Annotated in this window: 21 protein-coding genes; 12 read left to right on the top strand and 9 right to left on the bottom strand. The window is 71.7% G+C overall.

Features of this window, described 5'->3' with window-relative positions; genetic code table 11:
- Window positions 1–62 precede the first annotated feature (62 nt).
- The gene (locus AB0C27_RS49360; RefSeq protein ID WP_357860905.1) at window positions 63–1,010 is read right to left on the bottom strand and encodes a M56 family metallopeptidase; all 948 of its coding nucleotides are present in this window, start codon (window positions 1,008–1,010) and stop codon (window positions 63–65) included.
- Between the two features lie 133 nt (window positions 1,011–1,143).
- Here AB0C27_RS49360 and AB0C27_RS49365 point away from each other — a divergent pair, with 133 nt between their 5' ends.
- Both AB0C27_RS49365 and AB0C27_RS49370 read left to right on the top strand, forming a co-directional pair.
- Complete coding sequence (locus AB0C27_RS49365; RefSeq protein ID WP_357860908.1) at window positions 1,144–1,890, top strand: ArsR family transcriptional regulator; 747 nt, start codon at window positions 1,144–1,146, stop codon at window positions 1,888–1,890.
- The gene (locus AB0C27_RS49370) at window positions 1,887–2,276 is read left to right on the top strand and encodes a VOC family protein (RefSeq protein WP_357860911.1); all 390 of its coding nucleotides are present in this window, start codon (window positions 1,887–1,889) and stop codon (window positions 2,274–2,276) included. Before AB0C27_RS49365 ends, AB0C27_RS49370 begins: the two co-directional genes overlap by 4 nt.
- Before the next feature lie 34 nt (window positions 2,277–2,310).
- On the opposite strand, the gene AB0C27_RS49375 is transcribed toward AB0C27_RS49370, so the two are convergent.
- The 3 genes from AB0C27_RS49375 to AB0C27_RS49385 form a co-directional block, all read right to left on the bottom strand.
- A complete protein-coding gene (locus tag AB0C27_RS49375) occupies window positions 2,311–2,469 on the bottom strand; it encodes an RICIN domain-containing protein (protein WP_357860914.1) in 159 nt (52 codons plus the stop codon).
- Window positions 2,451–2,792 (bottom strand): RICIN domain-containing protein, encoded by a 342-nt coding sequence (locus AB0C27_RS49380; protein ID WP_357860917.1) that lies wholly within the window; start codon window positions 2,790–2,792, stop codon window positions 2,451–2,453. Before AB0C27_RS49380 ends, AB0C27_RS49375 begins: the two co-directional genes overlap by 19 nt.
- Before the next feature lie 95 nt (window positions 2,793–2,887).
- Window positions 2,888–4,165: an MFS transporter gene (locus AB0C27_RS49385; protein WP_357860920.1), complete on the bottom strand. Its 1,278-nt coding sequence runs from the start codon at window positions 4,163–4,165 to the stop codon at window positions 2,888–2,890.
- A gap of 153 nt (window positions 4,166–4,318) precedes the next feature.
- On the opposite strand from AB0C27_RS49385, the gene AB0C27_RS49390 reads away from it, so the two are divergent.
- Window positions 4,319–4,771, top strand: coding sequence for a hypothetical protein (locus AB0C27_RS49390; protein WP_357860923.1), 453 nt, complete (start codon window positions 4,319–4,321; stop codon window positions 4,769–4,771).
- A 66-nt stretch (window positions 4,772–4,837) separates the two neighbouring features.
- Here the strand turns inward: AB0C27_RS49390 and AB0C27_RS49395 are convergent, their stop codons facing one another.
- Complete coding sequence (locus AB0C27_RS49395) at window positions 4,838–5,053, bottom strand: hypothetical protein (protein WP_357860925.1); 216 nt, start codon at window positions 5,051–5,053, stop codon at window positions 4,838–4,840.
- Window positions 5,054–5,212: 159 nt separating this feature from the next.
- On the opposite strand from AB0C27_RS49395, the gene AB0C27_RS49400 reads away from it, so the two are divergent.
- The 4 genes from AB0C27_RS49400 to AB0C27_RS49415 all read left to right on the top strand — a co-directional run bounded on the left by AB0C27_RS49400 (window position 5,213) and on the right by AB0C27_RS49415 (window position 10,506).
- Window positions 5,213–5,947, top strand: a complete 735-nt coding sequence (locus AB0C27_RS49400; RefSeq protein WP_357860928.1) for a Clp protease N-terminal domain-containing protein — start codon at window positions 5,213–5,215, stop codon at window positions 5,945–5,947.
- 115 nt (window positions 5,948–6,062) lie between these two features.
- Window positions 6,063–6,491, top strand: coding sequence for a hypothetical protein (locus tag AB0C27_RS49405; RefSeq protein ID WP_357860931.1), 429 nt, complete (start codon window positions 6,063–6,065; stop codon window positions 6,489–6,491).
- On the top strand, window positions 6,488–9,400 hold the full coding sequence (locus AB0C27_RS49410) for a tetratricopeptide repeat protein (RefSeq protein WP_357860934.1): 2,913 nt from the start codon (window positions 6,488–6,490) through the stop codon (window positions 9,398–9,400). The genes AB0C27_RS49405 and AB0C27_RS49410 overlap by 4 nt, the downstream gene beginning before the upstream one ends.
- 209 nt (window positions 9,401–9,609) lie before the next feature.
- The gene (locus tag AB0C27_RS49415) at window positions 9,610–10,506 is read left to right on the top strand and encodes a TauD/TfdA family dioxygenase (protein ID WP_357860937.1); all 897 of its coding nucleotides are present in this window, start codon (window positions 9,610–9,612) and stop codon (window positions 10,504–10,506) included.
- Between the two features lie 43 nt (window positions 10,507–10,549).
- Here AB0C27_RS49415 and AB0C27_RS49420 read toward each other — a convergent pair whose 3' ends face one another.
- Entirely contained in the window at window positions 10,550–11,287 is a 738-nt protein-coding gene (locus tag AB0C27_RS49420) for an SDR family oxidoreductase (protein ID WP_357860940.1), read from the bottom strand.
- A gap of 136 nt (window positions 11,288–11,423) precedes the next feature.
- On the opposite strand from AB0C27_RS49420, the gene AB0C27_RS49425 reads away from it, so the two are divergent.
- The 3 genes from AB0C27_RS49425 (at window position 11,424) to AB0C27_RS49435 (ending at window position 13,722) form a co-directional block, all read left to right on the top strand.
- Window positions 11,424–11,996, top strand: coding sequence for a helix-turn-helix domain-containing protein (locus tag AB0C27_RS49425; RefSeq protein WP_357860943.1), 573 nt, complete (start codon window positions 11,424–11,426; stop codon window positions 11,994–11,996).
- A 105-nt stretch (window positions 11,997–12,101) separates the two neighbouring features.
- Window positions 12,102–12,947 carry a M55 family metallopeptidase gene (locus tag AB0C27_RS49430; protein WP_357860946.1) on the top strand — a complete coding sequence of 282 codons (846 nt, stop codon included), beginning with the start codon at window positions 12,102–12,104 and terminating at the stop codon, window positions 12,945–12,947.
- Between the two features lie 40 nt (window positions 12,948–12,987).
- Window positions 12,988–13,722, top strand: coding sequence for a phosphotransferase (locus tag AB0C27_RS49435; RefSeq protein WP_357860949.1), 735 nt, complete (start codon window positions 12,988–12,990; stop codon window positions 13,720–13,722).
- A 3-nt stretch (window positions 13,723–13,725) separates the two neighbouring features.
- Here AB0C27_RS49435 and AB0C27_RS49440 read toward each other — a convergent pair whose 3' ends face one another.
- Window positions 13,726–14,541, bottom strand: coding sequence for an SDR family NAD(P)-dependent oxidoreductase (locus AB0C27_RS49440; protein WP_357860952.1), 816 nt, complete (start codon window positions 14,539–14,541; stop codon window positions 13,726–13,728).
- A gap of 112 nt (window positions 14,542–14,653) precedes the next feature.
- Between AB0C27_RS49440 and AB0C27_RS49445 the strand changes: the two genes are divergently transcribed.
- Entirely contained in the window at window positions 14,654–15,253 is a 600-nt protein-coding gene (locus AB0C27_RS49445; protein ID WP_357860955.1) for a TetR/AcrR family transcriptional regulator, read from the top strand.
- 1 nt (window position 15,254) lies between these two features.
- Here the strand turns inward: AB0C27_RS49445 and AB0C27_RS49450 are convergent, their stop codons facing one another.
- Complete coding sequence (locus tag AB0C27_RS49450) at window positions 15,255–15,590, bottom strand: VOC family protein (RefSeq protein ID WP_357860958.1); 336 nt, start codon at window positions 15,588–15,590, stop codon at window positions 15,255–15,257.
- A gap of 34 nt (window positions 15,591–15,624) precedes the next feature.
- Entirely contained in the window at window positions 15,625–16,398 is a 774-nt protein-coding gene (locus AB0C27_RS49455; protein ID WP_357860961.1) for an oxidoreductase, read from the bottom strand.
- 82 nt (window positions 16,399–16,480) lie between these two features.
- On the opposite strand from AB0C27_RS49455, the gene AB0C27_RS49460 reads away from it, so the two are divergent.
- Window positions 16,481–17,062 carry a TetR/AcrR family transcriptional regulator gene (locus tag AB0C27_RS49460; RefSeq protein ID WP_357860964.1) on the top strand — a complete coding sequence of 194 codons (582 nt, stop codon included), beginning with the start codon at window positions 16,481–16,483 and terminating at the stop codon, window positions 17,060–17,062.
- Window positions 17,063–17,119 lie beyond the last annotated feature (57 nt).

Consider the following 17,119-nt stretch of genomic DNA (forward strand, 5'->3'; position numbering starts at 1 on the left):
ATCGTCCTTCGGACGCCGCCTCAGCGCAGGACGGCGTCGCCTCAGTGCAGGGCGGCGTGGGCTCAATGCAGGGCGCCGTGGGCGAGGACGAGCAGTTCGACCAGATCGTAGAGCGCCTCTCCGGTCCAGACGAGCGAACTCACCGCCAGCACTACCGGAATGGCCGTCAGAACGCCGGCGGTCGGCCACGCCCGGCCGCCGGCGTTCGGGTGGCCGAGCAGCGCGGCGACCCTGCGCGGTATCGCGCCAGGGCGCCTCGGCCTGGCGAACGACGCGAACCGGATGTCCTTCAGCGGCGGCCGGCCGTGGGCGGCGAGCGCCGCCGTCCCGATCGCCCCGGCCACGACCGTACGATCGCCGACCACCGCAGCCGCGTGCTCGTCGGCGGCACGTTCGCTCAGGTAGCCGACCCGGCCGGAGACCCACCACAGCGCGGGGTGGAGCGCGCCGGCCAGGTCGCTCAGCAACACCAGCAGGGGATGGCCCTGAGCGAGATGCGCCCGCTCATGGGCGAGCAGCGCCTCGTACTGCCGATCGGTGAGGATCTTCCTCATCCCGGTCGTGACCACGACCTGGCCGGGCCTGCCCGGCACGGCGAACGCCTCCACCGCCGGGCTCCGTACCATGACCACCCCGTCGTGGGCTTCGGCCGCGGCCAGTCCCGCCGCCCAGGCGCGCCCGCCACGATGCCGCCGCACCACCCGGGCGGCGGCCACCGCCGCCCACGCCAGCAGGACCACGCACAACCACGGAACCCAGCGCACATGCCCTGTGTCGGCGATCACCGTCTGGTAGGACCATCCGAAATATCCGGCGATGACGGGAATCTCCGCCGCGGCTACAACGGTGAACGCCGCCACGTTGAGCACGCTCGCCAGCGCGGTCCCGGCCGCCGACCAGGCCAGCACCTTGGCCGCGCGCGCCGGGGGCAGCCGGTCGGCGAGCAGCGCGATGACCACGACCAACGCCACCGGAACCGCCACGACGGACCAGACGAAATGATCAAACAAGGCCGTACTCCAGAAGAAAGGTAACCCTAACCTAATGTCGAAGCAGACCGGAAGGAAGGGCAGGCGGCGTCAGCCAGGGCCAGGTGCGGCCCGAGCCTTATGCATCAAACTGTTTTGATGTATTGTCGCCTGCATGGCGAGTTCGCCCCCGTCCTTCGTGAAGCTGGCCGCCCATCCGATCCGATGGCGGCTGCTGACCGAGCTGGCCACCGGCGACCACCGGGTCCGCGAGCTGGTCGACCTGATCGCGCAGCCGCAGAACCTGGTCTCCTACCACCTGCGGCAGCTGCGCGGCGCCGGGCTGGTCACCGCCCGCCGCAGCAGCTTCGACGCCCGCGACAGCTACTACCACCTCGACCTGGAACGTTGCGCCCAGGCGCTGGCCGGCACCGGCGCCCTCCTGCACCCCGCGCTCCGCCTCGCCCCGGCCCCGCCCTCCCCCGCGCCGGTATCCGTTCGCCCGCCCGTCGTGCTGTTCACCTGCACCGGCAACAGCGCCCGCTCCCCGATCGCCGAGGCCCTGCTGCGCCATCACACCGCCGGCCGCGTCGAGACGGCCAGCGCGGGCAGCCATCCCCGCGCGCGGTTGCATCCGGAGGCCGTACGCGTCCTGCGCGATCGCCACGGCATCGACGTGAGCGACCGGCGGCCCCGGCACCTGGACACCCTGACCGGCCGCCGCTTCGACTACGTGATCAGCCTGTGCGACAAGGTCCGCGAGGTCTGCCCCGGCTTCGGGCCCCGTTCCAGGAAGGTGCACTGGAGCATCCCCGACCCCGCCGGCGGTGATCACCTCGCGTTCGACCGCGTCGCGGCGGAGATCGACAGCCGCGTCCGCCACCTGCTGCCCGTCCTCATGTCCCAGGAGGTCCTGCCATGACCGCACCCGCCCCCGAACAACTCGCCGGCGTCCGCTACCTCGTGGACGACGTGGCCGCCGCAGTCGGCTTCTACACCGAGCACCTGGGCTTCACCGTGCGCCTCGACGCCGCGCCGGCCTTCGCCGACGTCGTACGCGGGCCCCTGCGGCTGCTGCTGTCAGGACCGGCCAGCTCCGGCGCCCGCGCCACCCCCACCGGCCTCGGCGCCGGCGGCAACCGCATCCACCTCATCGTCGCCGACCTGGACGCTGAGATCACCCGCCTGCGTGCCGCCGGCGTGTCGTCGTTCGTCAGCGAGGTGGTCGCCGGCCCCGGCGGACGCCAGATCCTGCTCACCGACCCCGCGGGCAACCTCGTCGAACTCTTCCAGCCCGCCCAGGCCTGATCCCGGCCGGATCATCGGAGGATCCCGCTGATGGTCAGCGCTGTCTCCACTGCTGCTGGGCGCCGCCGTGGCAGGTCCACTGCAGGACCTGGCCGCCCTCGGCGCGGCCCTTGCCGATCCGCTGGTCGGGCTCGGCACACCTGCCGCTGCGCCTGTTCTTGAGGAAGCCGGCCTTCAGCTCGCCTTGTGCCACTGCTGCTGGGCGCCCCTGTGGCAGTTCCACTGCAGGAGTTTGGCGTTGTCGCCCTTGCCCTTGGTCGAGCCGGCCTGGTTGACCTCCAGGCACTTGCCGCTACGCTCGTTCTGGAGCTGGACGTAGCTGATCACGGTCAGTCCCGGCCCCTCGACCGTGCCTGTCTCCTCCGGATCGTCGGCTGACGCTGTGGCAGCCGAGACGCCGGACAGGGCGAGCGCGGCAGCGGCGACCAGGACCAGGATGCGTCGTACGGCGATGTCGGCCATGAGGACCTCTTTCGTGAATCGATCGAGCAGGGCGTGGATGGCGCCTGCGATCACAGGCTCGCGCTCCCGGCGTCCTCGATTCCAGGGACGTCAAGCCCTTGTGGCAGGGAAGCCGACGCGGGCGGTCTGGGACCTGAGCCCCAGGGTCGTCAGGCCGCGCTCTCCGGCACGCCGGCCCCGGCCGGTTGGCGCTCTTGCGGCAGCCGGCGTTCGAGACGCAGCATGAGGACCGCGCCCAGCGTCGCGAGCAGGCCGACGACGAGCCAGGGAAGCTGGTGGTGCCGGCTGAAGAGCAGGCCGAACAGGCCGGGCGCGACGATGTTCGCGACCGCGAAGGAGTACTGGAAGGCCGCCAGGTACGTGCCCCGCGACCCGGCCGGCGCCGCGTCGGCCGCCAGCGCGTTCGTCGCGGGCCCGGAGATCATCTCCGCGGCGGTGTAGACCAGCACCACCGCCACCAGGTACGGCACCAGCGCCTGCGCCGGCAGCAGGACGGCGGCCGCCGACAAGGCGCACCACAGCGCCCACAACGCGCCGGCCCAGGTCAGGGCGCGGGCGCGGGCGCCGTGGCGGCGGGCGAACCGGGTGAGGGACGCCGTGCAGGTGGCGAGCAGCAGCGTGTTCATGGCCAGGAGGGGGCCGGGCACCCAGTCGGGGCCGGACAGGCCCTGGACGACGTAGACGGGCAGCGACAGGGCGAGGAACGTGCTGCACAGGGCGAAGATCGTGCACGTACCGATCAGCGCGAGGTAGGGCCGGTCCCGCAGCAGCGCCCGGTGCCCGGAGGGGCCGTTCGTCGGCGGCCGGGCGTGCGGGAGCGCCGGCACGGCCAGCACCACCATGAGCGCGGCGGCCAGGAACGCCAGCGCGCTGCCCAGGATCAGCCCGTCGTAGACGCCCGTGGAGTCGAAGGCGAGCATCGCACTGGCCAGCAGTGCCCCGCCGCCGGCGCCCGCTTCCCTGATCATCCCCGTACGCGCGTACCAGTGATCCTTCGTCTCCCCCGACCCGGTGTGGTCGGCGTGGTCGGCGATGAGCGTGAAGATCGAGGACCAGTAGACCCGCGACCCCACCATTGTCACCAGGACGGCGGCCACCAGAGAGCCCGCCCCGGAGACCGTCAGGTAGAGCAGGAAGCCGACCCCTTGCAGCGCCTGGCCGCCCGCGACCACCAGCCGCGGCCCGAACCGATCGGCCAGCCGCCCGACGACGATCGGCACCGGCAGCGTCAGCGCCGTGGTCACGCTGACCAGCAGGCCGATGGTGGCCAGGTCCAGGTCGGTGACCTTGAGGAAGTACAGCAGGGACAGCGGGAGATACAGGCCCGTGCCCACGGAGTCGACCGCCACCGCCGTCAGCAGCGGCCACCGCCTCCGGCGTCTCCGCTCGACATCCTCGTCTTCCGCCGCCCGCGCCACGCGATGCACCGCCCTGGTCCCGTCCGATGATGAGCCCTATTTCCTAGCACGAGCGGTCCGGAATTCTCACCTGGGTTTTCGCGCCTGATCCCCCATGAGAGGGAGCCGCCCTCCCCGCCGCGGGGAGGCGACGCCCGGCCCGCGCTTCCTACGCTCGGGCCCATGAGCGATCCGAATCGTCCGCGGCGCTGGCCGGCGTACCTGATGGCGGCACTGTTCCTCGGCTACGCCGCCGGGAAGGCCGCCTTCGCCGCGCAGGCCCGGCTCGGGTTCCCGGGCGGGCCGCCCGTGTCGGCTGCCGAGACCGCCGGCTACTTCCTCGACCCGGCCACCGCACAGTGGCTCGCGGCCGCGACCGGCGTACTGGGCGCGTGCGTCGCCCTGGCCACGGTCACGCCCGCCGGCCGCAGAGCACCGAGGGCGTTGATGCTGCTCGTCCTGGCCGGCATGGGGCTGGCCGTCGCGGGCGGGGGCGGCATCATGATCGTGGACGGCTTCGTCGGCATCGGCGTGGGCTGGCGGTGGTACCACGGGGTTCTCGGTGCCGTCGCGATCGTCCTGTCCCTGGAGATGATCAGGTCGTACGCAAAGGCGACGAGACGTGTCCCGGCGTGAGGCCGCCGGCTCCCGTCCTACGAGAACATGCCCAGCCGCTTGGACACGAAGGCGAAGTACTCGCGTTCACTCATCGCAGCCGGCTCCGGATGCTCCAGGCGGCTGGAGATCTGCGCGACTGAACACCGGGCAGCCGAGCAGTTCGCTGAGAACCGTACGCTGCCTGCCGGTCAGCGGATTGAAGAACACCACCGCCGTGGCATCCGCCTCCGCGCGCTCCTGAGCGATCTCGCGGACTTTCCCCGTGCTCATGAGCGTCCTGGAGGAGTACGGCCGGCTCATGTTGCCCCCCCGGGAGCCCCGCCCTTCTTCCCACCCGAGATCCCCCGTCGCTGAACGAAGCACCCAACGACCCGGCCGCCCAGCGCAGCCACCTCTCCTGCCAGAGCGTCCGTCAACCAATGGTTGACGATTGGCATGCGTCAACCTATAGTTGACGGCATGCAGAGCAACGTACGTCTCGACGACCTCATCACCACGATCAAGGACCGCCACCCGGACGGCGACCCGCTCGGCGAGCTGTCCGACGCCGTCACCCTGGCCGAGCACATCGGCGAGGTCGCCGACCACCTCATCGGCCACTTCGTCGATCAGGCCAGGCGCTCCGGCGCCTCGTGGACCGACATCGGCCGCAGCATGGGGGTCAGCAAGCAAGCCGTGCAGAAGCGCTTCGTGCCCAAGAGCAGCGGCAACGCCAGTTCCCTTCAGGAGGACCTGCGCACCTTCTCCCGCTTCACCGACAAGGCACGCAGCGTCCTCGTCAAGGCACAGGAAGAGGCCCATACCGGCGGCCACGCCCACATCGAGGTCGGGCACCTGGTGCTGGGCCTGCTGCGCGAGCCCGAAGGGCTGGCCGCCACGACCATGGTGGCGCTGGGCGCCTCTTTGGACGCGGTCAGGGACGCCGTCACGGCCGACCTGGGCCCCGGCGACGGGCGGCCCGACCAGCCGACACCGTTCACCGCGCAGGGCAGAAAAGCCCTCGAACTGGCCGCCCGCGAGGCCCTGCGCCTCGAACACGACTTCGTCGGCACCGAGCACCTCCTGCTCGGCATCCTGTCGCTGGACGACGCGCCGGTGGTGCGCACGCTGGCCGGGCTCGGCGTGGCCAAGCAGCCCGCGGAGGCGGAGATCGTACCCGCGGTCGAACGGATCCTGCGCTCGAAGAACGCGTGACCCCGCCGGGCCGCCGCGGAACGAGATCGCTCTCTCATCTGGCGGCTGCTCGACGATTGAAATGATCCCTCCCCGGGATGGACACTCGTGGCAGGCTTCCCCCGAAGGAGATTCGATGCTCACAGAGGCTCTGTCCGCTCTCGCCGCCACCGCAGCCACCACCCTGGTGGGCGCGATGGCCACAGACGGATGGGAGAGCGCCAAGTCGGGCTTCTCCCGCCTGTTTTCCAGGCGCGGCCAGGCCGAACTGGACAGGATCGACGCCCAGCTCGACACCAACGCGGGCCGGGTGGCGCGGAAGGACGAAGACCGGGTCCGCCAGGCGCTGATCGGCGCGTGGCAGCTGGAGGTCGAGGATCTGCTCGAAGAGCATCCAGAGCTGGCCGGCGAGCTGCGCGACCTGGTGACCGAGCTGCAGGCCGGGCTCCCGGAGAAGTCGATGACGTGGGTGCAGAACAACATCGCCCGCGACCACGGCAGGATCTTCGCCGCGCAAGGGGGCAACGTCATCATCCACGGCGACATCGACGACCCGGCTCGGTGAAGAAGCCGCTCTTCCGACAGACGGTCCAGGCCGAGGCCGGCTTCGCGTACGGCGTCATTGGGGCGGACCTGAACGTCTTCCAGGACGCGGGTCCCGTCTACACGCTGATCGAGCGGGCACGACCACCGGCCGTGGACGCCGCCTGGCTGCTCGAACAGCCCACCAGGCTGCTCGACGCCCGCCACGAGGTCGTCGCCTTCGACGGGCGCGAGGCCGAACTCGCCGACCTGACCTCGTGGCTGGAGGGGCCGCAACTGGCGGCGCGCTGGTTGCACGGCCCGGGCGGCCAGGGCAAGACCCGCCTGGTGTCCGCGTTCGCCGACCTGGTGGCTGAGCGCGGCTGGAAGGTCGTGACCGCCGCCCACCGTGCCGTCCCCTCTCCCGGGAGCCAGAACCTGCTCCCCGGGGCGGCGCCCGGCCTGCTGCTGATCGTCGACTACGCGGATCGGTGGCCCCTCTCCCACCTGAGCTGGCTGTTCGCCAACGCGCTGCTGCACGCTCATCGACGCACGCGGGTGCTGCTGGTGGCCAGGTCGACGCGGTCCTGGCCGGCGCTGCGTGCCGTACTGACCGAACGTGGCGCGCGAACCGGCGACCTACCGCTCGGACCGTTACCCCGGACGGCGATCGACCGTGAACGGGTGTTCACCGCCGCTCACGACTGCTTCTGCGAACGGTACGGCCTGGCCGTACCGGATGCGGTTGCGCCGCCTCGCCTCGACGACCCCGGATTCGAGCTCGTGCTGACCCTGCACATGGCCGCCCTGGTAGCCGTCGACGCACGCGCCAGAGGCGTCAGCCCGCCCGGCGATCCGTCGGAGTTCTCCGCCTACCTGCTCGACCGCGAACGCCGCCACTGGACGGAGCTGCACGACAACCAGGCCCTGTCGACACCTCCGCAGATGATGGCCAGGACGGTGTTCACCGCTGTCCTGACCGGCGCCCAGAACTACGAGGCGGCGGCAGGGGTGCTGGGCGGGCTGGGCCTGCCGAGGCACCCGCACGAGCTGATCGACGATCATGCCGTCTGTTACCCGCCGGCCGAGCCGGATCGGGTCCTGGAACCGCTCTACCCCGACAGGCTGGCGGAGGACCTGCTGGCGCTGGCTCTGCCCGGCCATGCGGCCGGCGGCGCCGACCCGTGGACGCCGGGCGCGATCGCCGGGCTGCTGGCCCATGACGGCGACCCACCCGCCTACGCGGGACGGGCCATCACCTTTCTCGCCTCGTCGGCCACGAGGTGGCCGCACGTGGGCAAGAGCCTGGCCGACGTCCTTTCCGCGGATCCGGCCCTGGCGCTGGCTGGAGGTGGAGCGGCGCTCACCGCGCTCGCCGAGGTACCGCACCTCGATCCGGCGGTGCTCGACGCGGTCGAGAGGCTCTTCCCCGAGCGCAGGAACATCGACCTCGACGCTGGAATCGCTGCCGTCGCCGAGCGCGTCGTCGCCTACCGCCTGGCCACCGGCGTCGACCCGGCCACGCGAGCTGAGCTCCACGCCACTCTCGCGCGCCGCCTGCTGGTCGTCGACCGCACGCAGGACGCGGTCACCCACGAGGAGCGGGCGATCGAGGGCTACCGCGCCCTCGTGGGAGAGGACCCGGCGCGGTTCACGGGCCTCTTCGCCATCAACCTGAACAACCTCGCCAACCTGCTCATGGGCACCGATCGCGACGAGGAGGCCATGTCGGCCGTGGAGGAAGCGGTGGACCTGCTCCGCGGCCTCGACGACCCGTTCAACCTGGCGATGGCACTGGGCAACCGCGCAATGCTCGCCTACCAGCTGGACAGGAACAGCGAGGCGATCGAGTCGGCGCGGGAGGCCGTGCGGAACCACCGGCTGGCAGTGGCCGCCGACCCCGACGACCTCGACTTCCAAGGCGGCCTGGCCATGGCCCTGGGCAATCTCGCGTACCTGCGGATGACGCTGAAGCGGGGCGAGGAGCAGGCGATCGAAGCCTCACAGGAGGCGATGACGCTGAGCAGGCGGCTGGCCGAGGCGGACCCTGACGCGTTCGGGCACCGGGTGCCGACGATGCTCGGCACGCACGCCGCCCAGCTGTTCACCGTGGGACGCCACGATGACGGGGTGCGGGCCGCGATCGAGGCCGTGGCGCTGGCGCGTGAGACCGTCGCCAGACACCCGATCCGCTCCTTCCAGTCAGCGCTGGCCAGGAACGTGGTGAGCTTGATGGGCATGTTCCAGCGGCTGGAACGGTGGGAAGAGGCCCTCGCCATCGGCCAGGAGCACCTGGTCGCCGTCCGAGACTTCGGCGGTCCCCTGCTCACCAACATGCTCGCCGGGATGGCGACCGTATTCACCGCGCTGGACAGGCAGGAGGAGGCCCTGCCCTACGCGCGGGAAACAGCGGAGCGGCTGCGCGAGGCCGTCACGGAGGCGGATCCGGCCGATCCGGACGCACAGGCAGCGGCCAGGCTGGAGCTGGCGCGAATGCTCGACCAGTTCGTCACCCTGCTGGTCGCGCTGGGCAGGAAGAAGGAGGCCGTGGCCGCCGCCGGCGAGAGGGTCGCACTCTACGAACGGCTCGTCCAGGATGTCGGCGTGCTCAGAGCGGTGATCGACCTGCATCTGGCCCGCGAGCAACTGGCCAGAGTCCAGGGCAAGCGCAGGCGTGCGGCGGCCGAGGCACGGGAAGCGGCGCGGCTGCAGGACCAGATCGACAACATGTTCCCCAACCTGTTCGCGAACCTCTTCGGCCTTGGCCAGGACGAACGGCCAAGGCGTGCCATGAACCTGCGTACCAAGGTCGGCCTGGTGACTGCGCCCGCGCTGGGGGCGGTCGCCTTCGTCCTCAGCTTGACGGCTGGGAGGGGGCCACTGGAGGCGACGCTCAGCGGGGTTGCGGTGGCGGTCCTGTTCTGGCTGGTCCGGCCACGTCCTCGAGGATGAGGCCGGCGCGGCTTCACGACCTTCGCAGTGCGGCCCGCATGCTGGAACGGATGTTCCGACAACGTCTTGCGCTGCCGGTCTTGCGCTGCCGGTCTTGCGCCGTCGGCGAAGACGTTCCGCCGTGGGCGATGACGGGTCCCGTACGGCTGATGCGGGGGCGATCGTTGAGGAGGCGAGGTACCGGGCGAAGGAAGGGAGGCATCGGCGCGATGGCGGTGACGGAGGTGTCAGGACCGGCCGGATGGATGGCGGCGGAGGTCCGTGACGGCGGCGACTGGCAGGTCCACCTCGACGAGCGAGCCCAGCGGGAGATCCTCGACGCCGCAAGGACTGGGCCGGGTGCCGGGCGATTCCGGCTGCCGACGCTTGGACCCGTCCTGAGGGAGGTACGTGAGCGGCTCGTGCACGGCCGCGGGTTCGTGCTGCTGCGCGGCGTGCCGGTGGGTGAGCTGAGCGAGCGGCAGTGCGAGGCCGTCGCGCTGGGTCTGACCGGCCACGTCGGGCAGATCATCCCGCAGGGCCCGGACGGGACGCCGCTGAGACACGTACGCGACACCGGGGCCGACCCGGCCGGCGCCGTCACCCGCAGCTACCAGCACAGAGGGCGGCTCGGCTACCACAGCGACCCGTATGACGCCGTCGCCCTGCTGTGTCTGCGTCCGGCGCGGTCCGGCGGGCTCAGCTCCATCGTCAGCTCCGTCGCGGTGCACAACGAGGTCGTACGCACCCGCCCCGACCTGGCCCAGGTGCTCTACCAGCCGTGGTGGCACGACCGCCGCACCGGAGACGGCCCCGACAGCTTCTACACCAAGCCGCTGTGCACGCCGCGCCCGGACGGCGGGGTGTCCTTCGCCTACGGTCCCGACTACCTGCGCTCGGCGCTGCGCGGCGCCGGCGTGCCGCCGCTCACCCCCGCGCAGGCAGAGGTGATGGAGCTGCTCGACCGGCTGACCGCCGACCCCCGCTTCGCGCTGACCATGGACCTGCGGCCCGGTGACCTGCAGTTGCTCAACAATCACGTCGTCCTGCACAGCCGCACCGCCTACACCGATCACCCCCAACTTGAACGCCGCCGTCACTTACTGCGCCTCTGGCTGGCGACGTGACGGTGGCCGGTGGGGGCGCGGCGGGCGTCGGCGCCCGCGAGCGTCAGGCTTGGGCGGTGGGTCTGACGACGATCTCGCTGATGTCGACGCCCGCCGGCTGCTCGATGGCGAAGCCGATCGCCGACGCGATGGCCGACGGCGGGATGGCGATCTCGTCGCGTTGCCGGATCATCGCCGCTGCCGTCTCAGGGGCTGCCCCCTTGCCGACCCCCTCCGTGTTGGTGAAGCCGGGTGAGACGAGGGTGACGCGCAGGTCGGGCCCCGACTCCTGGCGCAGCGCCTCGGTCAGCACCTTGACCGCCGCCTTGGTGGCCGCGTAGACGCCCTGGGGCGATTTCACGACGTAGGCCGCGGTCGAGGCGACGTTGACGAACTGGCCCGAGCGCTGCCGCCGGAAGACGGGCAGGGCCGCGCCGATGCCGTTCAGCAGGCCGGTGACGTGGGTCGCGACCATCGCGTCCCAGTCGTCCTGGCGCAGGTCGTCGAAGGGTGAGACCGCCATCGTGCCGGCGTTGGAGACCAGGACGTCGAGCCGGCCGTACCGGTCGATCGCCGTGTCCGTGAGCAGCCGCAGATCCTCGCGGCGCGTCACGTCGACGACTTCCCCGACGGCCACGCCGCCCTGGGCGACGATCTGGTCCACCACCTCGCGCAGCCGGTCCTTCCTGCGCGCGCCGAGCACCAGCCGGGCGCCTCTCTCCGCGAGGTACGTCGCCGTGGCCGCGCCGATGCCGCTGCTGGCGCCCGTGATCGCCACCACCTTTCCTGCGATGCCTGTCATGATCAGCAGTCCTTTCCCGAGGTACGTGTGCAGGCCAGCCGATGACCTACAGTGGAAGTGGAGGCGCCACCACTTATTGGCAGCGTAAGTGGGCACGCCTCCGTTTAGCAAACGGAGAGGGGACGACGGGCCGCAGATGAGCCAGAACGCACCGCGCCCGTTGCGGGCCGACGCGCGCCGCAACCGGGACAAGATCATCACGGCCGCGGCAGGCGTCTTCGCCGAGCAGGGACTGGACGCCCACCTGGAACGCATCGCCAAGGAGGCGGGCGTGGGCACCGCCACCCTGTATCGCAACTTCCCCACCCGGGAGGCGCTGATCGAGGCGGTCTACCGCAACGAGGTGGCTCAGTTGTGCGACGCCGTACCGGATCTGCTCGCGGCGCATCCGCCCTACGAGGCCCTGCGCGCCTGGACGCGGCTCTTCCTCGACTACGTGACCGCCAAGCTCGGCATGGCCGACGCCCTGCGCGCCATCGCGGCCACGGGCGAGAACCCCTACAGGCACAGCCGGGAGATGATCGAGGACGCCATCACCGCCCTGATGGACGCCTGCCTGGCCGCCGACCTGATCCGCACCGACATCAGCCCGGCGGACCTGGGCGCCGCCCTGGCCGGCATCGCCCTCAGCTCGGCCGCGCCCGAGCAGCGGGAGCAGGCCGAACGCCTGCTCGATCTCACCCTGGACGGCCTCAGGGTTCGCTCGTGACACCATTTCCGTCGCGGGGCACGCGAAGCGCCGCCGTGTCCGGGCGTCCCCGCGCCGCCGGGCGGGTGCCGGTCCCGGACGAGGGGCGTCACTAAGATCGCGGGCATGCGAGTCTTCATCTCGATCGACATGGAAGGAGTCGCGGGCGTCGCGACCCTTGATCAGGCCGTACGCGGCGGCACCGGCTACGTGCACGCCCAACGGCTGATGACCGCCGAGGCCGACGCCGCCATTAGGGGCGCGTTCGACGCCGGCGCCGATGAGGTCGTGGTCAACGACAGCCACGGCAGCATGGACAACCTGCTCCACGCCGAGCTGGACCCGCGCGCCCAAGTCGTGACCGGCTCGCCCAAACCGCTGGCCATGATGCAGGGCATCACGGAAGGCGACGCGGTCGCCCTGCTCGTCGGCTACCACGCGGCGGCGGGCGAGCAGGGCGTGCTGGCGCACAGCTTCTCCGGCACCTTCCGCGAGATCCGGGTGAACGGCGCGCCGGTCGGCGAGCTTGAGGTCAACGCCCTTCACGCGGCGGCGCTGGGCGTGCCCGTAGGGCTGGTCACCGGTGACGACCTGGTCTGCGCCGCAGCGGCCAAGGCGCTGCCCGGGGTGCTGACCGTGCCGGTGAAACGGGCGGCGGGCTTCCACGCGGCGACCTCCACGCACCCGTCGGTGGCCGCCGAGCGCATCAGGTCCGCCGCCCGCGACGCCGTGGCCGGTCACGCCGGGCTGGAGTGCCCGCCGGTGCCGGACGATATGCGTGTCGAGATCGAGTTCACCACCCCGCTGGCCTGCGACTACGCCATGTACGTGCCCGAAGCGCGGCGCCTCGGCGGCCTGGGGCTCGTCCGCGAGGTCGGCAGCACCGAGGACCTGATCCGGCTGATCTCCGCCTGCCTGCACCTGTCGGCGAACGCGACCAGGGACACCGCCGCCGTGGTGGCCCGGCGGTGACCCCCCAGGCGTGGGCCCCGCCACGCGTAAGATCTGCTCAATGGGATGGGAGACACTCAAGCGGTGGGGCGCGGACGCCGCCCGCGTCGAGCCGCTCACCGGTGGGGTCGCCAACGACGTGTGGAGTGTGCGCGTCGGTGGGCGGTTCGCGGTCGGACGGCTCGGCGGCAGGAGCGACGCCGACCTCGCGTGGGAGACCGAGCTGCTCCGCTACCTCGACCGTGAGGGCTTGACCGTGCCGGTGCCGATCCCCACGGCGGACGGCCGGCTGTTCGCGGACGGCCTGGTGGTGATGACGTACGTGGAGGGCGTCCCACCGGAGACCGAGGATGACTGGCGGCGCGCGGCCGAGACGCTGCGCCGGCTGCACGAGCTGACGCGGGGCTGGCCGCAACGCCCGGGCTGGCGGTCGTCGGCCGACCTCCTGCACGCCGAGACCGGGACGAAGGTCGACCTCCGCGCGATGCCCGCAGAAGGCGTCGCCCGGTGCCGGGCGGCGTGGGCGCGGCTTGCCGGGCGTGAGACGTGCGTCGTCCACGGCGACTCCAACAACCTGGGCAACGTCCGGGTGACCGCCGATCGGGTCGCGCTGATCGACTGGGACGAGGCGCACGTCGACGTTCCCGAGCTCGACCTGGTGCTGCCCGGCAACGCCGCCGGCCTGGACGACGGCGCGTACGACGTCGCCGCGCAGGCGTCGGCCGCGTGGGAGGCCGCCGTCTGCTGGGACGACGAGTACGCGGTCAAGCGGCTCGCCGAAGTCCGGGCCATCTGAGAGTCACCCGGCGGCCTTGCGGCTGAGGTCTTCCCAGGCCCGGTACGCCGCCACCCGCTCCTCCAGACCGGCCAGCACCATGTCGTATGACGCGCTGCCCACGACGAGCCGGCGCGGCGGATCCGCCAGCCCCGCCAGCTCCATGATCACCGGCGCAGCCGTGCTCGGCGCGGGCCCGGCCTCGTCGCCCCACATTTCGATCAGCTGGTCGCGCAGCCCCTGGTAGTGCGGCAAGGGGTCGGTCGTCGTCGTGCCGGTCGTGAACAGGGCGGTGTCGTAGCCGCCCATCTGGACGATGGTGAGCTTGACGCCGAACTGCTCCGCCTCCATGGCCACTGCCTCGGAGATCGAGTCGAGCGCCGACTTGCCGGCCGCGTACAGGCCGGTCATGGGGAAGCCGCCTCCCGTGCCCATCGTCGTGACCTGGAGAATGCGGCCACCGCCCTGGGCGCGCAGATGCGGCAGCACAGCTTGGGTGACCCAGAGCGCGCCGAACACGTTGACCGCGAAATGAGCCCTGATCTGCTCCTCCGTCACCTCCTCCACCATGCCGAGCAGCATGGCGCCGGCATTGTTGACCACGACGTCGAGCCGGCCGAAGGCCGCGACCGCCTCGTCCACGCCCTCGAACACGGCCGCCCGGTCGGACACGTCGAGCGGGAGCCGTACCAGACGGTCCGGATGCTCGGCGGCCAGGTCGGCGAGCGGCTCGATGTTCCGCGCCGCCGCGATGACCCGATCCCCCGCCTCCAGAGCGGCTTCCGTGAACGCCCGGCCCAGGCCGCGCGACGCACCGGTGATGAACCACACTCGCCTCATTGCAATCCCCTTTATGCAGATTCGTCGTCGAACGAGACAAGACGTTACGTCTCGTCTCGCCACATTGTCAAGACGGTACGTCTCGTCTCGCTGACGTGATAGGATCCCGGCCATGGTGAAGCAGCCCGACCCCGCCCGCCGCAGTGAGCGCTCCCGGCAGGCCATCCTCGCCGCCGCCCGCGAGCTGATCTCCGAGGTGGGCTACGCCAAGCTGACCATCGAGGCCATCGCGGCCCGCGCCGGCGTGGGCAAGCAGACCATCTACCGCTGGTGGCCCTCCAAGGGCGCGGTCGTCCTCGACGCCTTCCTCGCCCTCAGCGAGGCCGGTCCCGAGGGCAGCATGGCGCTGCCCGACACCGGCGACGTGGCGGCCGACCTCAGGGCGGTGATGCGGGCGACGGTGGCCGAGTTTGCCGACCCGGCGTTCGAGGGGCCGATCCGCGCGCTCAACGCCGAGATCATCAACGATCCCGCGCTGGCCGCCCAGTATCGCGAGAAGCTGGCCGGCCCGGTGGACGAGGCCAAGAAGGACCGGCTGCGCAGCGCGCAGCGGGCCGGGCAACTCGCCGCCGACGCCGATCTCGACCTGGCCCTTGAGCTGCTGTACGCCCCCCTCTACCAGCGCTGGCTGCTGCGCACGGGACCGCTCACCCCTGACTACGCCGACGCCCTGGTCGAAGCCTTCCTCAGGGCCATGCGCCCGGTCGGCTGACTCAGGCCGGGCGGACGCAGAAGGGGTGTCCTGCCGGGCTCGCGTACACCCCGGCCGGGCTCAGCCGCGTGCCGCCGGCGGCACGCACCCGCTCGTCCGCGCCCGCCACGTCGTCCGTGGCGAGATCGACGTGCAACTGCTGGGAAGTGCCGTCCGGCCAGCGCGGCGGAACGTGCCCGGGGGCGTGCTGGATCACGATCACGGGGAAGCCGTCGATCTGCAGGAAGTGGTGCGTCGCCGTCCGCGTGACCGTGCCGCCGAGCAGCCGGTGCCAGAACGAGCTCTCGCCCTCCGGATCCGCGGCGTCCACGACGAGTGACAGAAGGCTGAAGGTCATGATGCTCTCCTCGATGCGATGCGGATAGGGCGGTTCAGACGACGGGGATGATGCCGCCGTCCACCCGGTACTGGGCTCCGGTGAGCCAGCGGCCACGGTCCGAGGCGAGGAACGCGATCAGCTCCGCGACGTCCTCGGGCCGGCCGGGCCGCCCCATCGGGACCTTCAGGTGCTCCACGAGCCGCCGCTGCATCTCCTCGACGCTCACTCCCTGGCTGTCGGCCATGTGCCGCAGATGGTCGGCCGCGCCCTCGGTCACGACGAACCCCGGCAGGACGCACACCACGCGCACGCCGTGCGGGCCCACCGCCGTCACCAGCTCGCGGCTGTAGGCGTTGAGCGCCGCCTTCGACGCCGCGTACGACGCCTCGTCGGGCTGGGGGATGTGGCTGGCGATGGAGGAGACGTGCACCACGACGCCGGAGCCGCGCTCGACCATCCCGGGCACCAGGACCCGGTCCAGCCGGACCGCGCTGAGCAGGTTGATCTCCAGGTCGGCCAGCCACGACGCGTCGGACCGCTCCAGGGTCGGCGCCGGCCCGGCCGTCGCTCCGGCGTTGTCGACCAGGACGTCGACGCCTCCGGCGCGCTCCACCACGCGCCGGCCGAGCTCCGCCACCCCTTCCTCGGAGCGCAGGTCTGCGGGGATGAAGGTGGCGGGCAGGTCGTCAGGAGGCGCGGTACGCGAGGCCGTCAGGACGGTGGCGCCGGCCGCGGCGAAGCGGCGAGCCGTGGCCAGCCCGAGCCCCCGGCTCGCGCCGGTCACCAGCACGCGCAGGCCGGCCGGCTCTTCGTGATCGATCGTCATGGGTATGACCCCCTCAATAAGGTGAATCGGACTCCGGAAACTCTACACATATACTGAACCGGACTCACCTTAGGGAGGACCATTGCCGTCACCACGCCCGCTGCGCGCCGACGCCCGCCGCAACCGCGAAGCGCTCCTGGCCGCGGCACGGGAGGCGTTCCTCGCCGACGACGACGCCCACGTGGAGGAGATCGCCCGCCGCGCCGGCGTGGCCGTCGGCACGCTGTACCGCCACTTCGACACGCGCGAGGCGCTGGTCGCCGAGGTCTACCGCCAGGAGGTCGCCGACCTCTGCGCCACCCCCGCCCGGTTGCTCGCCGAGCACGCCCCCGACGAGGCCCTGCGCGCCTTCCTCCTGCTGCTCGTGGAGCACGCGGCGGTGAGCAGGGGGATGGGCGAGGCGCTGGAGAGCATCATGGCGACCGACTCGCCGGTCTTCGACGACGCGCGCGAGGAGATGGCCCGCGCCCTCGACGACCTCCTCGCCGCCGGAGTCGCGGCCGGCCTGCTCCGCGACGGCGTCACCGGGCGCGTCCTGCTGCGCGGCCTCGGCGGCATCTGCTCGATGCGCGCCAACGGCTGGCAGGAGGACGCGATCCGCATCGCCACGATCCTGCACGACGGCCTGCGCCACGGCGCGGCGTCCGCCGGGTCGCACCCGTGACACAACGATGACACGGCGCTGACGAGGCGGGGACACCGGCGGCCGACAGTGGTGGAG

Origin of the sequence: Nonomuraea sp. NPDC048882 (assembly GCF_040649755.1) — a bacterium.
Lineage (GTDB): Bacteria > Actinomycetota > Actinomycetes > Streptosporangiales > Streptosporangiaceae > Nonomuraea > Nonomuraea maheshkhaliensis.